We start from the raw sequence: 17,458 nt of genomic DNA on the forward strand, positions 1-17,458 counted from the left end.
GACTGCGGCCATGAAAACATTACAAATTACGCTTAGAACCCTGCTGGCGGCCCCGCTTGCACTGGGTTTACCGTTTGCTGCAATACACGCGGCGCCTCAGTACAGCATAAGTGATCTGGGCACCCTCGGCGGCACTTACAGCAGCGGCATAGCCCTCAACGAGGCGGGCCAAGTGGCCGGTTACTCACACCTGCCTGGCAATGCCGCCCTGCATCCATTCCTGTGGCAGGAGGGGACGTTGCCGCAAGACCTTAATACACTCGGCGGTACTCACGCGCTGGTTTCGGGCATCAATAACCAAGGACAGGTTGTTGGCAACGCCCAAATTACCGGTGACTCCGCCGGCCACGGCTTCGTCTGGAGCGCGGGCGCTATGTTGAGACTGCCTACTCTCGGCGGCACCAGGGGGCGAGCGACGGCCATCAACGACAACGGGGTGGTAACAGGCTCCACCAGCTTATTGAACAATACTGTCGAGCACGGCGTCGTCTGGCTTAGTTCAACCGCCAAGTCCCCCTTAGATCTGGGAACCTTGGGTGGCGCCAATAGCCAGGGCAGCGACATCAATTTTAACGGTCAGATTGTCGGGTATGCCGAGAATGCCAGTCGGCTGACTCATGCCACGCTGTGGGCGCCGCCCTATAACACGCCAGCCCTGGATCTGGGCACCCTGGGCGGCAGCTACAGCGAGGCCTCAGCCATTAACGGCCTCGGCCAGGTCACGGGTATTTCCAGCAACACGGGTGACACCCAGTTCCGAGGCTTCGTCTGGCAGGCCGGACAAGGCATGGAAGATCTTGGCGCCCTGACTGCCACCAGCACCCATACGGCCGGCATCGATATTAACGCCAATGGCGATGTGGTCGGCTATTCCACCACGGCGGGCGGTGCGGCAAAGCGAGCCATTGTCCGCAAGGCCGGAATTGCCCTGGCCGATCTCAACGGGCTGATTCTCCCCAATACCGGCTGGGTCTTGTCCGAAGCCCACGCCATCAACGACGCGGGTCAGATCGTCGGCATCGGCAGCCTGACTAAGGTCGACACGGTTAACAATATCAATAGGGTGGAATCACATGCGTTCCTGCTGACGCCGGACACGGAAAAGCCGACTATCAGCTGTCCCGCCACGGTCACCACGACCGGTGCCCAGCCGGCCGGCATCGGCACGGCGGTCGCTACCGATAATCTCGATCCGGCACCTGTCGTCACCAACAACCGGCCGGCGATATTCCCTGGGGGCACTACCACGGTGGTGTGGACCGCGACCGACGCCAGCGACAATAAAGCTACCTGTAACCAGTTAGTCACCCTCAACTCGGCCGACAAAACTCCGCCGCTAGTCAGTTTCCAAATTACACCGGCAGCGCCGAGTGCGTCTGGTTGGTATCTAACGGCGCCGAGTGTGGTATGGACTGTTACCGATCCGGAGTCGGCCATTTCGTCCAAGGTTGGCTGTACTAATGTAGCCTCGGTTGCTAACACGTCTACGGCGGGACTAACCTACTCTTGTACCGCGACGAGTGCCGGGGGTGCGACCGGACCAGTCAACACGCCCACGATTAAAGTGGACAACACACTGCCCACGCTTGCCAATGTACCGGCCGCTTTCACACAAGCCGCGACTAGCCTGACTGGAGCGGTGGTGAGTTACACCGTGCCGACAGCCGCCGATGCTTTCTCCGGAATCAATATGGCAGGTACCGCTACAGGTGTCATTTGCGCGCCTGTTTCCGGATCGGCCTTTCCCATGGGATCCACCACGGTCAACTGTTCAGTCAAGGACAACGCCGGCAATAGCAATAGCGCCAACTTCGTGGTGACTGTTGCCGACACCACGCCGCCGACCATCGCCTGTCCGGCGGCGGTCAACGTGGTGCAGGGACAAGCCGTCACCCTGGGTAACGCATCCGCCTCGGACAACATCGGCGTAACCGCTCTGACCAACAATGCGCCGGCCAGCTACCCAATCGGTACGACGACGGTGACCTGGACCGCTGCCGATGCGGCCGGCAACCTGGCGAGTTGCGCTCAGCCTGTAACGGTCAGCTCGGCACCAACTCCTCCGCCAACTACCTCTGAAACGATCTCAGTCGCGAAGGCGCAGTGCAAGAGAATCAATGCGACATCCGGAGAATGGTCAGTGCAGGGCGCCACTAGTCTCACCACTAACAACAGCATCCAGCTGTATTCGACGGCCACTGTTCCGGCCGATCTGACCAGTTATAAGTTGGGTGCAGCCATTGTGAACTCGAAAGGGCAGTGGCAATTCCAAACCAAATCTGGCCCAGCCTGCTCCAGTCCGATTAGTTTGAGATCTGCCGCGGGCAAGGTGTTGGGTAACATAGCCGTGGCCATTCAGTAGTTCGGTTAAGTCTTGACTGGGTACTCTAAAGATCAATCAAGCTGTAACCATTAGATAGCAAAAAGATAAAACGCCGGCTCCTTGCGGAGCCGGTGCTTTCTAACCAGCAGCCAATCATAACGGGTGGGCTGTTCGGCATTGCAAAAAAATAAATCCGACCTAAAAACAAGAGGCGGCCCTGCATTTAATTCCCCAGCAAAGCCGGGATAAGCTGTATTGCTCGATTCCAGCACCCGATACTGCCATGCATCAAGTCTGTTGGTGTCGAATATTTTCCCGCGATTGAACCAATCGACAGCGATTTGGAATTAACCATTGCGGACCAAATTTCCAGTCTCAATCAGTCCACGGAAACGGGTGGTAGTTTTTGCCTGACAACAATAAACATAGATAGGGGAATAACTCATGAATAAAATCAGCATATTATTTGGTCTTGCCGTCTCGGTCTCACCGGCATGGGCCGTAACGATTACGCCTATCACCGATTCGACACAGTTGGCAGGGGAATTGGTGGCCGGCACTGTGCTGGATAGCAGCAAAGATATTAAGATCGAAGGTGCCGCCGGACAAATCGGTACCTTTGAGAATTTGGTACTTCATGGCGCCAAGGGGACTTCATTGGAACTGGCGAATGGCATCGTGCTCAGTACCGGCGATCTAAATGGGCTACCCACCAGTAATACTGTAGGCTATTACGGCTCCGAGCCGCTCGGCGGTAATGGCGACGGAGTCATCAATGCCTTTCCGATCGAAAAATTCAATCGCGGCGGAAGCCTGTCTCACGACGCCGCGGTAATTCGCTTTCGCTTCGACGCACCGACCGGCGTTACGGGTGTGGTCGCGCGTTTTGTCTATGCCTCCGAGGAATTTCCGGAATTCTCGGGCACCCAATACGCCGATGGCTTTGCCTTTGTACGGAGTGAAACGACGGCGAATGGCGATAAGAAGGATGTCAATTATGCCATCCTGCCTAACGGTGACCCGGTATCGCTGCTGGATCAAGGCACCAACATTCATTTCATGGCCAATGGCAATTCCAATGCCAAAAATCCAAACGTCCCCGGTGTGGTCGATCTGGAGTTCGACGGCATCACCCGTATCCTCACGGTTAAAGCCCCCGTCACGGCTGGCGCGAAGGAAGATTTTTCCCTGATTATTGCCGATACCGGCGATGGTATCTACGACAGCGCAGTGTTTATTTCCGCACTGACTTTCTTCAGCGATCCCGGATTCGACTTCAGCATCGGTTCGGTAGCGCTAGAAGATAATCCGGCGTCGAACGGCTTCGTCGAGCCAGCACCGTTACATGCCCCGCTACCTGCCTCGGCCTGGTTTTTCTTCAGTGGGTTAGCCGGATTGCTCGCCAGTATCCGCCGGAACAAAGCCTCGAGTTACGCGGCCTAGACTTTTTATCGACTGTTTAGAAACGGTCGGTTTTTGAATTTAAATATGACAACTAGAACTTTCGAAAACCTGTGGGGAATCAACCATGAAGAACGTTAATTTGTTACTGATCGCGGCGGGAATTGCACTCTCGAGTGCAAGCGTAAACGCGGCTGCTCTATCCGGCGCCACCGTGGATTTTACATTTGATGATACTGGGCTGGGATCGTTGTTTGACGCTTACTCGGTAACGGGTGATACCTTGACTTTCTGGCCAACAAGTTTGGTAGCGGAAATGAAAAATGCCGATTTCGATATTGCCCAAGCCAAAGCCAAAACACCCTTGGTCACTATCTCGGCCAAGTCGGGCTATAGTTTGACAATGTTGAGTTTTTCCGAACAAGGAGATTATTTTCGGATTGAAACCAGCCCCGATACCCAGGGCAATCGCGCTATGTAGCTTCTGTCCCAAAAAGTAACTTGAAGCGATAGTTGTCGTTTAGACAGGCCCGCAGTTTACGGCGCTTCAAGCTATCTTTAGTTGGACCGTTGTTCCTGAGCAGATTCAAGGCCATCCGTCGCATCAATGCCAGATTTTCGGCGGAATGATCAGTTCTGGCTCGATTGGCGTCTTCGCCAAATTGCACATCCAACACCCAGTGCTGTGAGTTTTCAATCGCCCAATGTTGTCGGACACCTTTGGCAAAGCGCGACAAATCGGTAAATGAGCACAAATAGTAACGATGCTCGACCGAGGTTTTATCGCCGATGATGCGCGTTGATTCAACCCTTCCAACGGCTTGTAGTCCGGCCCAGTCTGGCTTTTGCGTCAACCAATCAATCTGGGTACTCAAGCTATAGCGGCGTATTTCGATGCGCCCGTGACTTTTGTCGATCGTTTCATGGATGGGTAATCGACTTTGGGCATTTTCCGTATCCAGCCAGAGTCGAACGTCTTCGCAAAGCAAGGCGTGATTATCCTTGAGAGCCAACACATAATCGGCTTGCGCCGCGACGATGGTTTGGGCAATGGCTTTTTGGCAGCCCATGGCATCAATCGAGATCAAGGCGCCTTGAATATCCAACATCGACAACAAATCCGGAATGGCCGTGATTTCGTTAGTTTTTTCGCCGACCGCTTGCTGCGCTAATACCCAGCGCGCTTCAGCGGCAAAAGCACTCATCAAATGCACGGCTTTATCTCCTTCACGACTGCCGCGCAGGGTTTTACCATCCAAACAAACTTGCTGACCCGAAAGGCTGGGCAAGGCCGCCCGCACCCAACACTGAAAGGCATCCGCAAAGGCTTTGGGATTCAATCGCCCAAATACATCGCTCAAGGTATCGTGCGAGGGAATGCCGTTCGGTAGTGCCAGAAATGTCCTAAGCCAATCTTCTTTTTCTTCGGCAAACTCTTCCATGCCTACCCAGTCTTCAATGCCACTCAACACCGCGCACAATACAATCATGACAATATCGCCGAGGTTGTGCAGCTTGTTTTTGGTTTCGCGCCGCGGGTCTTCAAGATTAGCCAAATAGGGCATTGGATCAGGTAACATCTGCGTTTTGGGGCAAATCACTATACTAAACGATAGGATCGGGCAAGTGCTACATAGCGCGATTGCCCTGCCCCGATACCACCTTCGTAAGTGTCGCGGGCCAACTATATGTTAATGACCAATCGAGCGATTTTACCGGTGTTCAATCCTCGAATAGCGCGGTTACCCCCAGCGACATTGCCAAGGGTGCCCAATTCCTGATGCCATGGTCGGTTTCGGAAACAGTAGGGTTGAGCGGCGCGGAATCGGTCACGGCGAGAGTTAACAATATCTTGGTTGCGGGTGTCTTTTCAGGTTTCGGCGCGGCTTTCATCGAGACCAATCTGATCAGCCTTGGCATACAGACCACGCCGGTAGTCGTCCCGGTACCGGCCGCCTTCTGGATGTTCGGTTCTTCCTTGTTGGGTGTTTTAGTCATCGGACGCCGCAAGAGCGAGGCTTGATCAATTCTTGTTCAAGTCGCTCGTGGTTTTATTGACCTGTTTGGGATTGAAATAACGCGTTTGGGGCGAGCCCGGCAAAGCCGATAATCAGTTGAGGTTACCGGCTTTGATGGCTTGGATGAGTCGAGTCGCGCTGACTAGCGCTGGTTGCGAGGTTGATGCAATCACAAGGATTTGATGAACGATCTTATGAAACTGATTTCATTACCTTGTTGTGTAACCGATGCCGCGAATGTGTTCTGTTGCATTAGATACGACGTATACAATTGATCTACATCATGGGAGCTTATGTAAGCATAAGTGCCGTAACCTTTCATGAAAAGAAACTGCTGGTGTAATTGCTCAAAAAAATTGATTCGGTGACTGGCTTGTTGGTCTGTTGACATTGCTGTTCTCCTTTCGGGTTGGGAATGTCCGCATTGTCTCCTTCTTGAAAAAAATTACTGTGAGGCATTAACCAAAAGCCGGGATCAACAATTTGATACAGAGATATGGATCACGGTCTTGAAGATATGCGCGAGATTGGAAAAGCCGTGATTAATCCTTCTCTACTTAATTTGGCTCTATGAGGTTCTGAAAACAGCCTAGATAAAGCTCATTGGCGAATATTCGCCAGAAATTTTCAGTGTTAAGAAGTGCCGGGATTAAAAGCCGGTCCTGAATTTTGATCAGGACCGGCTACCCGTAATGTTTTATAGCGTTTTTTCGACCAAACGATCAGATAACTGGGTTTGAATCAGATGCTCGTAATGACGTTTGAGAACTGAATCGGTGGGGCGAGGATAGGAGTCATTTTCAATATCCGCCATCAGTTGCGCGATGAAATGCCTTTTTAACACCGATTCTTCCGGTACGGTTTGTTTTGCCGCCAATGAATCAGGCGCGCCGGGAGCAGCGTTTTCCGCCACGGCAACGGCGGAATTGGGCACGCTGTCGAGCGGAGCCGCCAGCATAGTCTGGAGATGGCGGCGCAACACGGAATCGGTCGGGTACGGATGGGTTATGGATTGCCGTTCGGTTTCCCGTTGCGCGATGAAATGTCTTCTAAGTACGGAATCCTCCGGTATTGGCGAGGCCGCTGTTTCTATCCTATTATCGGGAATCTGGCCGCTAGCCTGAATGGCTGGGACTTCGATAGGCGTTGGTGCTTCGGATTGAGCCGGTTGGGTATTAACGATGGTTGGTTGATTTTGCTCGAGCTCCACGCTTGGCTCAAGCAAATTTTCGCTATTCGCGGCTTGGGTATCGGTCAAGGGCGAATGCGTTCTTTTGACTAATGGTACGCCTCGACTCGGAAATATATCCCTGTTTTCGATGGTTTCAGGTTTATCCGGCCTGTTTTTTATCCAAAAATAAGCCGCACCCAGCGCGACCAACAAAATCAAAAACTCCATACTATTCCCCCTATTGAATTGTGATATCAAACCGTCGGTTTGAAGTGGATTTTCTTAACAGTACAAGCCTGAAGCTTGCCCGGTTAAGCAAAAATGGATTGGCCAGAGCCAACATGGCTTATTGTTGATTGTAGTTTGTTTTGTTTTAGTTAACAAACAATCTTGTTTTTGCGGCATTGTTAATAAAAGAGATCAGATGTATAGTCTAGTCACCCTCATTATCGGACTAAGAAAATGACTACCTTACACAAAGACATTTTGACAGGCTTGGTGTTTGTTGCCGGCGTCATTGGTTTCATCAATGGTGAATTCATTATTTCGTCTGCATTATTCGCCGCGACAACTTATGCCAGCAACATAAACATTAACCGAAAAAACCATCTGGACTGATTTTATCCCGGATTGAAATCAATTTCGAACCCAGTCGCCGAGTATTTTCGAAGCTATCGTAACCAACCGTTTTCATTAAGCACTTTGTGCCGAGTCCAAGTCCCGGATTGCATGGCCATGCTATATAATAGCGCCATACAGACCATAAAGTCCTCGTAATAACATGGCAGACTCGAAAACCTATCTTAACGTCCCTTATGCTCAAAAGGATGCCGCAAAAGCCCTCGGCGCACGCTGGGATGCCGCTCGTAAGAAATGGTATGCTCCTTCCGGAGTAGACATAGCGCTTTTTGTTCAATGGCAACACGATAACACTGCCTTACAACCGATTCCGGCCGCGGCAAACCAGCCAGTTGCCGTGGCGCCAAGTGATTTGTCTGGTAATACTAGTTCAGGCGTATTTACCTACCCCACGATCAAGGACTTTGTTGCCTATGATGGTAATCAGGCCCCTTGGGATTAATTGCCTAGAATATTAGCGGCCCTTAAAGCCGCGTTTCTTAGGTTATACCATATTGATCTTATTGGCGGCGCCAGACAATCAGCGTGATTCGTTGGTTATGTGGGCGGTCAGCCAAGCTTCGATTCCGCATGCAAGGCAGCGCCGACAATCCCCGCCTGATTTAAAAACGCCGCTGGTTTCACCAAGGCTTCAATCGTCAGTTGTTCCTTAAACTTGTCAAATTTCTTGCTGGCACCGCCGCCAACAATGATCAAATCGGGCCAAAACAATTTTTCCATCATACTGAGGTAAGTATTGAACCGGTTGCCCCAGGATTTCCAGCCCAGATCTTCAAGTTTCCGAACGGCATCGGAAGCATAATGTTCGGCTTTTTTCCCATTTTCCAGATACAAGTGGCCTAGCTCGGTATTGGGCAATAAGGAACCATCCGTGAACAGAGCCGTTCCCAAGCCGGTGCCTATGGTTACTAACAGCACAACCCCGGACTGGCCAGCGCCCGCGCCAAAACGAATTTCCGCCATACCGGCCGCATCCGCATCGTTCAGATTATAGCAAGTGCATTTTGTCGCTTCGGAAAACAGCTTATCGATATTGGTACCAATGAACGATTGGTCGATATTAGCCGCGGTCCTAACAACCCCGTGTTGAATTGCCGCCGGGAAACCGCAGCCCACCGGTCCGCTCCAGTTAAAATGGATTACAAGCCGTGCAAGCACGTCCGCAACAGCATCCGGCGTTGCCGGCTGGGGTGTTTCAATCCGATGACGCTCGCTGACAAGATCGCCTGTCGCGGTATCAACGATGGCGCCTTTGATACCCGAACCCCCTATGTCTACGCCGAGAATTTGCATAAAAATCCTTACATTTGAGCGGAGTGATGTGAATGCAATAAAAATTCATGCAATCCAAGCGACCTATTAGACCACAAAGCCTGCCCGTGGAAAAAATTGGAAGATAAGAGGGCGAAAATCAACGCCTTGACGGATGGGGTACGCGACCAATCTGGCCTAGATGGATATTTTCAAGGCCAGGGTCAGATTGGGTTGAGTTCGGCTTCAAGGAAAAGTTGGGCTATAAAAACTCAAGCGGGATTGTCCGGGTCGCCTCTATAAGCCTAATGCTCTAAATTCAGTACATGGACGTGAGCACTGCCAAACACGCTCGAATTCCTCGCGTAGTTGGCGATTTCGAGCCGGCAAATTTGGGCTCCAGTGACCCTCGTAGCGGTTGCCAATCGGCCGAAATAAATAGCCGTCGCAATCATTGAGGACAAAAGTCGAAAGATATTGAAGATCCGCTGTTTCCACCGGGGCACGGATTAGAAAATGCGAGGTTAATCTTTGCGCTAATTCTATCAGCGGATGTTGCTGATTACGAACGTTAGCGGGATCTTGAATGATGATCCGAACTCCGCCGCCGCGATTGCGCAGGGCAAATTGTTTGAGAGCATCGACCATTTGATTTTGCCCATACAGGGTGTATTCCAGATCGCGGCTGTATATATAGAGCTCGCGGCGCGCGTCCGTGACGAGTTGCAGGATGGCGGCTAAGGTGGATTCTATCGTTTCTAACCGCGCGGCGTGAACGGAAGGATCACGGGGCTTGGGTGTTTGTCGTACCGGTTTTTCGAGCGGTTGTAGCATGAGTTTGATGGCTTGATGCGGGATGCCTGCTTCCATAAATACTTCGCCTTCCTTGCTAAAACCGAATTTTTCGTAAAAGCCCAGGGCGGTGATTTGCGCGCTGGCAGTGATTGCTGTCAGGCCCAGGTTGCGGGCTTTTTCAATTAGAACCCGTAGCAATGACTCCCCCACATGTTGATGTCGCCATTCCGGGAGAACCGCCATGCGCCCAACTTTACCTTCCGGTGACAGTCGGCCGGTGCCGATAGGTCGGTTTTGGAGATCACGCGCCAAAAAATGATGGCATTGACTATCCAGATCGTCGAACTCAACTTCGGGCGCTATTTGTTGTTCGTCAACGAACACCAATTTTCGCACGTAATGAAGATCTTCTAAATCAACCTGAAAGTTAGCGGGTTCGAGGTAAAAATTTGAGATATTCATGGCTCAATCCGGTGATTATTGGAACAGTGCATTTTTCCTAAAAGGATAAATGATGTTAATAGAGCGTGGCACGGATTTAAACACAGTCAAGGCGCGGAGCCAAAATGTGGTTTGGGGAAGGAATGTCAAATGGCGCGCCCGAGAGGATTCGAACCTCTGGCCTCAGCCTCCGGAGGGCTGCGCTCTATCCAGCTGAGCTACGGGCGCTTGCGATAACAGAGCCATTATAAAGCTAATCGGGCTTTAAGTCATTGCCGATACCGATTAAAGTGACGTTTTTGCCTGGTTAATTTTGGCGAGTAATTGTTTTTGCCGGTTCAGACGCTCGGTTTTTTCGGCTTCCTGTCGGGCGAGGCGGCGGTTCTTGGCTTGGAAGCGCTGTCTGCCGTGTTCGGCATTTTCTAAGGTCCAGTCGGAGGAGGTGGGTTGCATGCTGATGCAATTGACCGGGCAGGGAGCTATGCATAATTCGCAGCCGGTGCATTCCGCCGCAATGACCGTGTGCATGTGTTTGGATGCGCCCAGAATGGCGTCGGTCGGGCAGGGCGGCAGGCATTTGGTGCAGCCTATGCAGTCCGCTTCATTAATCACGGCGACCAGCCGGGGGCGCTCGACGCCGAAGGCGGGATCGAGCGGTTTGGCGGCAACGCCCAGTAGCGCCGCCAATTTTCCGATGCCCGCTTTGCCGCCGGGCGGGCATTGGTTAATATCGGCACTACCCTGAGCAATGGCTTCCGCATAAGGTTTGCAGCCAGCAAAGCCGCATTTGCGGCATTGGGTTTGCGGCAGCAGGGCGTCGATTTGCTCGGCAAGCGTCGAACTCATGGGGCGGCGTTACTTAACCCGCATGCCAGGTTGGGCGCCGGCGTCGGGCGATAATACCCATAAATCCTTGCCGCCCGGCCCGGCCGCCAATACCATACCTTCCGATAAACCGAAGCGCATTTTGCGCGGTTTCAGGTTGGCGACCACCACGGTTAGTTTGCCGATCAAATCTTCCGGCGCGTAGGCGGATTTGATGCCGGCGAAGATGCTGCGGGTTTCTTCGCCGATGTCGACGGTCAGATGCAGCAGTTTCTCGGCGCCTTCCACGTGTTCGGCATTCAGGATTTTGGCGATGCGCAGGTCGATCTTGGCGAAATCGTCGATTTCGATCGGCTCGGCTATCGGATCGAAGCGTTTGGCAACCGGTTGCGGAGTTGGCTGCAGGTTTTCCTTGGATGCTTCCACGATGGCGGCGATTTTTTCCGGCTCGACGCGGGTCATCAGCGGTGTGAAGATATTGATTTTATGCACCAGCAAAGGCTGGGCATCGCTAGGCCAAGCTTGCGGCGGCAGGTTCAGGAATTGTTCGGCATTGGCCGCCAAGGCCGGAATCACCGGTTTCAGATAAGCGATCAGAATGCGGAACAGATTCAGGCCGACGCTACAGACCTGCTGCAGTTCCAGCTCTTTGCCTGCTTCCTTAGCGATCAGCCAGGGTTTTTTGTCGTCGATATATTGGTTGGCTTTGTCCGCCAGTGCCATGATTTCGCGCATGGCTTTGCCGAATTCGCGGCTTTCGTAAAGGTTGGCAATGTCGCTTTGTACATCGATGAATTGCTGGAACAAGGCAGGCTCCGCGCATTCGCCGGACAGCAAGCCGTCGAAGCGTTTGCTGATGAAGCCGCTGCAGCGGCTGCCGATATTGACTACTTTACCGACCAGATCGGCATTGACGCGCTGGGTGAAGTCGTCAAAGCTCAAGTCGATGTCGTCCACGCCGGCGCTGAGTTTGGCGGCAAAGTAATAGCGCAGGTATTCCGGATTCAGATGATCCAGATAGGTGCGGGCCTTGATGAAGGTGCCGCGGGATTTCGACATTTTTTCGCCGTTCACGGTCAAGAAACCGTGGGCGAAAATGGCGCTGGGGGTGCGGAAATTTGCGCCATGCAACATGGCCGGCCAGAACAGGGCGTGGAAATAGATGATGTCCTTGCCGATGAAATGGTAAAGCTCGCTGGTGCTGTCCTTGTGCCAGTATGCGTCGAAATCCAGGCCCAGTTTGTCGCACAGGGCCTTGCAGCTGGCCATGTAACCGATAGGCGCATCCAGCCAGACATAGAAATATTTGCCGGGCGCGTCGGGAATTTCGAAGCCGAAATATGGCGCGTCGCGGGAAATGTCCCATTCCTGCAGGCCGTTTTGCAGCCACTCCGCCATTTTGTTGCTGACTTCCGGCTGCAGATGGCCGGCGCGGGTCCAGTCGTTCAACATGTCGCTGAAGTCGCCCAAATTAAAAAAGTAATGCAGTGAGTCTTTTTCGATCGGTTTTTCGCCGGAAATGGCCGACACCGCGTTTTTCAATTCCATCGGCGAATAGGTGGCGCCGCAGGCTTCGCAATTGTCGCCGTATTGATCGGCGGCGCCGCATTTCGGGCAATCGCCCTTGATGAAACGGTCCGGCAGAAACATGTTTTTGACCGGATCGTATGCCTGGGTAATGCTGCGGCTGTTGATATGGCCGCCGTCCCTCAGTCGTGTGTAAATCAGGCTGGAGAGGGTTTTGTTTTCCTCGGAATGGGTGCTGTGGTAGTGGTCGAAAGCCACGCCAAAGGCGTCGAAATCGGCGCGGTGTTCCTGTTCGACCTGGGCAATCAATTGTTCCGGCGTAATGCCTTCGCGGTCGGCGCGAAGCATGATGGGGGTGCCGTGGGTGTCGTCCGCGCAGACGTAATGGCATTGATGGCCGCGCATTTTCTGAAACCGCACCCAGATGTCGGTTTGGATGTATTCGACCAAATGGCCTAAGTGAATCGGGCCGTTGGCGTAAGGTAAGGCGCTGGTAACAAGGATTTTTCGGTTAGACATGGACACAAAAACAGCATGAAAAATGAACCGGCGATTATGTCATAAAACAGCCCGTCTTTCATGGTCATGGTGCTATCCGGCGGGTTGCCGTTATCCTTGGTTGGTGTTTATTGCTTGACACATGCCCGGCAGTCGTTAGGATGGCCGCGCGCCATCAAAAATCGTTTTGATAGGTTAGTGAGCCGCGAAAGGGGTGTGTGCCGTTCCGTGGCGATAATTTAAAAATTAGAATTAGGTAAAAACCATGAAAAGAGCTTTATTTATGGCCGTGGCGATGTTGATTTCCGGTGCTGCTTTAGCTGCGACTGATCATTATGTATTGCGCGATGGCAATCATGTTCGTCACTTGAAAGTCACTAAAGTGGCGAATGATATTACTGTCAGCGCCGATGTTGATTTTGAGCCGACGGCGGATGATAAAGGCAAGCATGCCTGCTCTGCGGATGTATCGGGCGAAGCCAAGGCTGTATCGGAAAATGAATTGGTAGTGAAAAAACAGATTCCAGGCGAGGCTCGTTATTGTTCCTTGAAAGTGCAATTGACTCCGGAGGGCGCCAAAATTGAGCAATCCGAAGAGTGCAACTATTTTGCCGCGGGTGCTTGTCATTTCAATAGTGATGGCAAGGTTTTGACAAAAATCAAGTAATTTGGCGTGACGGGTAAGTCGTTAAAGTGCTTACCCGTTATTGCCCAGGGCAATCGCGCTACGTAGCTTCTGTCCCAAAAAGTAACTTGAAGCGATAGTTGTCGTTTAGACAGGCCCGCAGTTTACGGCGCTTCAAGCTATCTTTAGTTGGACCGTTGTTCCTGAGCAGATTCAAGGCCATCCGTCGCATCAATGCCAGATTTTCGGCGGAATGATCAGTTCTGGCTCGATTGGCGTCTTCGCCAAATTGCACATCCAACACCCAGTGCTGTGAGTTTTCAATCGCCCAATGTTGTCGGACACCTTTGGCAAAGCGCGACAAATCGGTAAATGAGCACAAATAGTAACGATGCTCGACCGAGGTTTTATCGCCGATGATGCGCGTTGATTCAACCCTTCCAACGGCTTGTAGTCCGGCCCAGTCTGGCTTTTGCGTCAGCCAATCAATCTGGGTACTCAAGCTATAGCGGCGTATTTCGATGCGCCCGTGACTTTTGTCGATCGTTTCATGGATGGGTAATCGACTTTGGGCATTTTCCGTATCCAGCCAGAGTCGAACGTCTTCGCAAAGCAAGGCGTGATTATCCTTGAGAGCCAACACATAATCGGCTTGCGCCGCGACGATGGTTTGGGCAATGGCTTTTTGGCAGCCCATGGCATCAATCGAGATCAAGGCGCCTTGAATATCCAACATCGACAACAAATCCGGAATGGCCGTGATTTCGTTAGTTTTTTCGCCGACCGCTTGCTGCGCTAATACCCAGCGCGCTTCAGCGGCAAAAGCACTCATCAAATGCACGGCTTTATCTCCTTCACGACTGCCGCGCAGGGTTTTACCATCCAAACAAACTTGCTGACCCGAAAGGCTGGGCAAGGCCGCCCGCACCCAACACTGAAAGGCATCCGCAAAGGCTTTGGGATTCAATCGTCCAAATACATCGCTCAAGGTATCGTGCGAGGGAATGCCGTTCGGTAGTGCCAGAAATGTCCTAAGCCAATCTTCTTTTTCTTCGGCAAACTCTTCCATGCCTACCCAGTCTTCAATGCCACTCAACACCGCGCACAATACAATCATGACAATATCGCCGAGGTTGTGCAGCTTGTTTTTGGTTTCGCGCCGCGGGTCTTCAAGATTAGCCAAATAGGGCATTGGATCAGGTAACATCTGCGTTTTGGGGCAAATCACTATACTAAACGATAGGATCGGGCAAGTGCTACATAGCGCGATTGCCCTGCGTTATTGCCGTGTTTGGCCTAAAAGTCTCGTGGTTTATGCGAGACTTTTAGGTAGTCACAATGATTTACACCTCGTGATAAATCGCCGCGCCTTCCTTCAGGAATTGCTCGGATTTTTCTTCCATGCCTCTTCGTAGCGCTTCTTCTTCCCGCAAGCCTTTTTCCGCCGCGTAATCGCGCACATCCTGGCTGATTTTCATCGAGCAGAAGTGCGGACCGCACATCGAACAGAAATGAGCGACCTTGGCTGATTCCTTAGGCAGCGTCTCGTCGTGGAAGGAACGGGCTTTTTCCGGGTCCAGCGCCAAATGGAATTGGTCTTCCCAACGGAATTCGAAGCGGGCCTTGGACATGGCGTTGTCGCGAATCTGCGCGCCGGGGTGGCCTTTGGCCAGGTCGGCGGCATGCGCGGCAATCTTGTAAGTCACAATACCTTCGCGCACGTCCTGCTTGTTGGGCAAGCCCAAGTGTTCCTTCTGGGTCACATAGCACAGCATCGCGCAACCGTACCAGCCGATGTTGGCCGCGCCGATCGCCGAGGTAATATGGTCGTAGCCGGGGGCGATGTCGGTGGTCAAAGGCCCCAGGGTATAAAACGGCGCTTCGAAGCAGTCTTCCAACTGTTTTTCCATGTTGACCTTGATCATTTGCAGCGGCACATGGCCGGGGCCTTCGATCATGGTTTGCACATCGTGTTTCCAGGCGATCTGGGTCAGTTCGCCCAGGGTTTCCAGTTCGCCAAATTGCGCTTCGTCGTTGGCGTCGTAAATCGAGCCGGGACGCAAGCCATCGCCCAGCGAGAACGAGACGTCGTAGGCTTTCATGATTTCGCAGATTTCCTCAAAGTTGGTGTAGAGGAAACTCTCGGTGTGATGCGCCAGGCACCATTTGGCCATGATCGAGCCGCCGCGCGAGACGATGCCGGTCAGGCGTTTGGCGGTCAGCGGTACGTGGTGCAGACGCACGCCTGCATGGATGGTGAAATAATCGACGCCTTGTTCGGCTTGTTCGATCAAGGTGTCGCGGAAGATCTCCCAGGTTAGTTCTTCGGCCCTGCCGTCGACTTTTTCCAGGGCTTGGTAAATCGGCACGGTACCAATAGGCACCGGCGAGTTGCGCAAGATCCATTCGCGGGTTTCGTGGATGTTTTTGCCGGTTGACAAGTCCATGATGGTGTCGGCGCCCCAACGGATGCCCCAGAGCATTTTCTCGACTTCTTCTTCGATGGAAGACGTCACCGCCGAATTGCCCAGGTTGCCGTTGATCTTGACCAGGAAGTTTCGGCCGATGATCATCGGCTCCAATTCGGGGTGATTGATGTTGGCCGGGATGATGGCGCGGCCGCGAGCCACTTCATCGCGGACGAATTCGGGAGTGATGAAGGATTGAATGTTGGCGCCGTAGGAAAAGCCGGGATGCTGGCCTTGGTAACGGTCGCGCATCGCTTCCAGATTCTGGTTTTCGCGAATGGCGATGTATTCCATCTCCGGCGTGATGATGCCTTTGCGGGCATAATGCATTTGCGAGACGTTGTGGCCGGCTTTGGCGCGGCGCGGATTGCGTGCCAGTTCGAAACGTAGATGGGCGGTTTTTGGGTCGTGCAAACGTTCGTGGCCGAATTTGGACGTCGGGCCGCTCAGCAATTCGGTGTCGCCGCGCTCTTCAATCCAGGCGCCGCGTATCGAACCCAGACCTTTGTGCAGATTCACGTCGACATTGGGGTCGGTGTAAACGCCGGAGGTGTCGTAAACGTAGATAGGCGGATTTTTTTCGGCGCCGAACTGGGCAGGGGTGTCCGACAAGTTGATTTGGCGCATCGGCACCCGAATGTCGGGGCGGCTGCCGGGAATATAGATTTTTTCCGAAGCGGGGTAGGAATCGATTCTTATGCTACTGCCGGTGTCGGTAGTAATTTCATTGCGGACAGCGCTCATGCTTATCTCCAAAATATCAATAAATCGCGAGCGCAAGGAAAACAAGGGCTTTCCTACGCCGGCATTAACCGGGTCAGGTTCAAAGGGTTTTTCTCAGCTTTCGTGATAAGTTGACTCAAACGAAAGCACCCCTAGCCTTCAAGGTGGGCGATTAAGGTAAATGATAAATGACTCAAATGCAAGCTCGATCTGGAATGGGTGTGGATTAAAAAGCTTATAAAACAATGGGTTTTGCCGATTGTTGCCGGTTTTTCTGGTTCGTGGTCTATGATGTGCAAGGGCCGGCTAACGCAATGCTGTAATCAAACAAGTTTTTGGGCTAATTCAATGAAATCAACAAAGAAGCGCTTCAAATTGAGACTGGCGGAGGTGGAGCGAGCAGCCGCTATTCTGGCGCTGCTATCGGCGGATGTTTTGATATTCGAAGCGGTATGGGTAGTGGCGGATGATGTTTTGCGGGCGTGCGAGACGTTGAAACAGCGCGTCGGGCAATTGCATAAAACCGAATTTGCCGAGCAAATCATCGACGAGCAGGCGTTATACGAGCTGGATAAAATTGTCGATGGGGATGCGATCAGCGAGGTGGAGCAGCGTCTGTCCGCCGCCTGGCCGGATGCCGACAATCATCCGGTTGGCGAATTATTGCGGCAAATGCTGGCAAAGCTGGAAAAACATTATGCAAGCATGAGTCAAAGTATTCAGCAGTTGGCTGCACTGCTGAGTCAATGATAG

16 protein-coding genes, 1 tRNA gene and 1 riboswitch are annotated in these 17,458 nt (G+C 52.5%); of the genes, 8 read left to right on the plus strand and 9 right to left on the minus strand.

Annotation, left to right across the window (positions count from 1 at the left end; genetic code table 11):
- Window positions 1–10 precede the first annotated feature (10 nt).
- From IVG45_RS21735 to IVG45_RS21745, 3 genes are all read left to right on the plus strand, one after another.
- Window positions 11–2,362, plus strand: coding sequence for an HYR domain-containing protein (locus tag IVG45_RS21735; protein WP_196435834.1), 2,352 nt, complete (start codon window positions 11–13; stop codon window positions 2,360–2,362).
- Between the two features lie 405 nt (window positions 2,363–2,767).
- Window positions 2,768–3,766 carry a choice-of-anchor L domain-containing protein gene (locus tag IVG45_RS21740; protein ID WP_196435835.1) on the plus strand — a complete coding sequence of 333 codons (999 nt, stop codon included), beginning with the start codon at window positions 2,768–2,770 and terminating at the stop codon, window positions 3,764–3,766.
- Window positions 3,767–3,851: 85 nt separating this feature from the next.
- The gene (locus IVG45_RS21745) at window positions 3,852–4,205 is read left to right on the plus strand and encodes a hypothetical protein (RefSeq protein ID WP_196435836.1); all 354 of its coding nucleotides are present in this window, start codon (window positions 3,852–3,854) and stop codon (window positions 4,203–4,205) included.
- Here IVG45_RS21745 and IVG45_RS21750 read toward each other — a convergent pair.
- On the minus strand, window positions 4,198–5,304 hold the full coding sequence (locus tag IVG45_RS21750; RefSeq protein ID WP_196435104.1) for an ISAs1 family transposase: 1,107 nt from the start codon (window positions 5,302–5,304) through the stop codon (window positions 4,198–4,200). The two genes, IVG45_RS21745 and IVG45_RS21750, sit on opposite strands and share 8 nt — an antisense overlap.
- 62 nt (window positions 5,305–5,366) lie before the next feature.
- Here IVG45_RS21750 and IVG45_RS21755 point away from each other — a divergent pair, with 62 nt between their 5' ends.
- A complete protein-coding gene (locus tag IVG45_RS21755; RefSeq protein WP_196435837.1) occupies window positions 5,367–5,747 on the plus strand; it encodes a hypothetical protein in 381 nt (126 codons plus the stop codon).
- A gap of 692 nt (window positions 5,748–6,439) precedes the next feature.
- Here IVG45_RS21755 and IVG45_RS21760 read toward each other — a convergent pair.
- Window positions 6,440–7,141, minus strand: a complete 702-nt coding sequence (locus IVG45_RS21760; protein WP_196435838.1) for a hypothetical protein — start codon at window positions 7,139–7,141, stop codon at window positions 6,440–6,442.
- A gap of 234 nt (window positions 7,142–7,375) precedes the next feature.
- Between IVG45_RS21760 and IVG45_RS21765 the strand changes: the two genes are divergently transcribed.
- Window positions 7,376–7,531 (plus strand): hypothetical protein, encoded by a 156-nt coding sequence (locus IVG45_RS21765; RefSeq protein WP_196435839.1) that lies wholly within the window; start codon window positions 7,376–7,378, stop codon window positions 7,529–7,531.
- A 163-nt stretch (window positions 7,532–7,694) separates the two neighbouring features.
- Entirely contained in the window at window positions 7,695–7,994 is a 300-nt protein-coding gene (locus tag IVG45_RS21770) for a DUF5710 domain-containing protein (protein WP_196435840.1), read from the plus strand.
- Window positions 7,995–8,101: 107 nt separating this feature from the next.
- Here the strand turns inward: IVG45_RS21770 and ppgK are convergent, their stop codons facing one another.
- The 5 genes from ppgK to metG all read right to left on the minus strand — a co-directional run bounded on the left by ppgK (window position 8,102) and on the right by metG (window position 12,910).
- Window positions 8,102–8,845 carry a polyphosphate--glucose phosphotransferase gene (gene ppgK, locus IVG45_RS21775; RefSeq protein WP_196435841.1) on the minus strand — a complete coding sequence of 248 codons (744 nt, stop codon included), beginning with the start codon at window positions 8,843–8,845 and terminating at the stop codon, window positions 8,102–8,104.
- Between the two features lie 255 nt (window positions 8,846–9,100).
- Entirely contained in the window at window positions 9,101–10,060 is a 960-nt protein-coding gene (locus tag IVG45_RS21780) for a GNAT family N-acetyltransferase (protein ID WP_196435842.1), read from the minus strand.
- A gap of 130 nt (window positions 10,061–10,190) precedes the next feature.
- A tRNA-Arg gene (locus IVG45_RS21785) sits at window positions 10,191–10,267 on the minus strand.
- A 57-nt stretch (window positions 10,268–10,324) separates the two neighbouring features.
- A complete protein-coding gene (locus IVG45_RS21790; protein WP_196435843.1) occupies window positions 10,325–10,885 on the minus strand; it encodes an RnfABCDGE type electron transport complex subunit B in 561 nt (186 codons plus the stop codon).
- 9 nt (window positions 10,886–10,894) lie between these two features.
- Window positions 10,895–12,910, minus strand: coding sequence for a methionine--tRNA ligase (metG, locus tag IVG45_RS21795; RefSeq protein WP_230874690.1), 2,016 nt, complete (start codon window positions 12,908–12,910; stop codon window positions 10,895–10,897).
- A gap of 244 nt (window positions 12,911–13,154) precedes the next feature.
- On the opposite strand from metG, the gene IVG45_RS21800 reads away from it, so the two are divergent.
- Window positions 13,155–13,556, plus strand: coding sequence for a hypothetical protein (locus IVG45_RS21800; protein WP_196435845.1), 402 nt, complete (start codon window positions 13,155–13,157; stop codon window positions 13,554–13,556).
- 58 nt (window positions 13,557–13,614) lie between these two features.
- Here the strand turns inward: IVG45_RS21800 and IVG45_RS21805 are convergent, their stop codons facing one another.
- Together IVG45_RS21805 and thiC are read right to left on the minus strand one after the other, a co-directional pair.
- On the minus strand, window positions 13,615–14,721 hold the full coding sequence (locus IVG45_RS21805) for an ISAs1 family transposase (protein ID WP_196435104.1): 1,107 nt from the start codon (window positions 14,719–14,721) through the stop codon (window positions 13,615–13,617).
- A gap of 136 nt (window positions 14,722–14,857) precedes the next feature.
- Window positions 14,858–16,726, minus strand: a complete 1,869-nt coding sequence (gene thiC / locus IVG45_RS21810) for a phosphomethylpyrimidine synthase ThiC (protein ID WP_196435846.1) — start codon at window positions 16,724–16,726, stop codon at window positions 14,858–14,860.
- Between the two features lie 33 nt (window positions 16,727–16,759).
- Window positions 16,760–16,869, minus strand: a riboswitch (TPP riboswitch).
- Between the two features lie 184 nt (window positions 16,870–17,053).
- On the opposite strand from thiC, the gene IVG45_RS21815 reads away from it, so the two are divergent.
- Window positions 17,054–17,455, plus strand: coding sequence for a hypothetical protein (locus tag IVG45_RS21815; protein WP_196435847.1), 402 nt, complete (start codon window positions 17,054–17,056; stop codon window positions 17,453–17,455).
- Window positions 17,456–17,458: the final 3 nt, after the last annotated feature.

Source organism: Methylomonas sp. LL1, assembly GCF_015711015.1.
Classification (GTDB): Bacteria; Pseudomonadota; Gammaproteobacteria; order Methylococcales; family Methylomonadaceae; genus Methylomonas.

Excerpts from the sequence above, each read along its gene's own strand:
- IVG45_RS21750 (WP_196435104.1), bottom strand. The coding sequence starts at position 5,304 with ATGTTACCTGATCCAATGCCCTATTTGGCTAATCTTGAAGACCCGCGG.
- IVG45_RS21805 (WP_196435104.1), bottom strand. The coding sequence starts at position 14,721 with ATGTTACCTGATCCAATGCCCTATTTGGCTAATCTTGAAGACCCGCGG.
- metG (WP_230874690.1), bottom strand. The coding sequence starts at position 12,910 with ATGTCTAACCGAAAAATCCTTGTTACCAGCGCCTTACCTTACGCCAAC.
- ppgK (WP_196435841.1), bottom strand. The coding sequence starts at position 8,845 with ATGCAAATTCTCGGCGTAGACATAGGGGGTTCGGGTATCAAAGGCGCC.
- IVG45_RS21740 (WP_196435835.1), top strand. The coding sequence starts at position 2,768 with ATGAATAAAATCAGCATATTATTTGGTCTTGCCGTCTCGGTCTCACCG.
- IVG45_RS21780 (WP_196435842.1), bottom strand. The coding sequence starts at position 10,060 with ATGAATATCTCAAATTTTTACCTCGAACCCGCTAACTTTCAGGTTGAT.
- IVG45_RS21760 (WP_196435838.1), bottom strand. The coding sequence starts at position 7,141 with ATGGAGTTTTTGATTTTGTTGGTCGCGCTGGGTGCGGCTTATTTTTGG.
- IVG45_RS21770 (WP_196435840.1), top strand. The coding sequence starts at position 7,695 with ATGGCAGACTCGAAAACCTATCTTAACGTCCCTTATGCTCAAAAGGAT.
- thiC (WP_196435846.1), bottom strand. The coding sequence starts at position 16,726 with ATGAGCGCTGTCCGCAATGAAATTACTACCGACACCGGCAGTAGCATA.
- IVG45_RS21800 (WP_196435845.1), top strand. The coding sequence starts at position 13,155 with ATGAAAAGAGCTTTATTTATGGCCGTGGCGATGTTGATTTCCGGTGCT.
- IVG45_RS21735 (WP_196435834.1), top strand. The coding sequence starts at position 11 with ATGAAAACATTACAAATTACGCTTAGAACCCTGCTGGCGGCCCCGCTT.
- IVG45_RS21745 (WP_196435836.1), top strand. The coding sequence starts at position 3,852 with ATGAAGAACGTTAATTTGTTACTGATCGCGGCGGGAATTGCACTCTCG.
- IVG45_RS21765 (WP_196435839.1), top strand. The coding sequence starts at position 7,376 with ATGACTACCTTACACAAAGACATTTTGACAGGCTTGGTGTTTGTTGCC.
- IVG45_RS21790 (WP_196435843.1), bottom strand. The coding sequence starts at position 10,885 with ATGAGTTCGACGCTTGCCGAGCAAATCGACGCCCTGCTGCCGCAAACC.
- IVG45_RS21815 (WP_196435847.1), top strand. The coding sequence starts at position 17,054 with ATGAAATCAACAAAGAAGCGCTTCAAATTGAGACTGGCGGAGGTGGAG.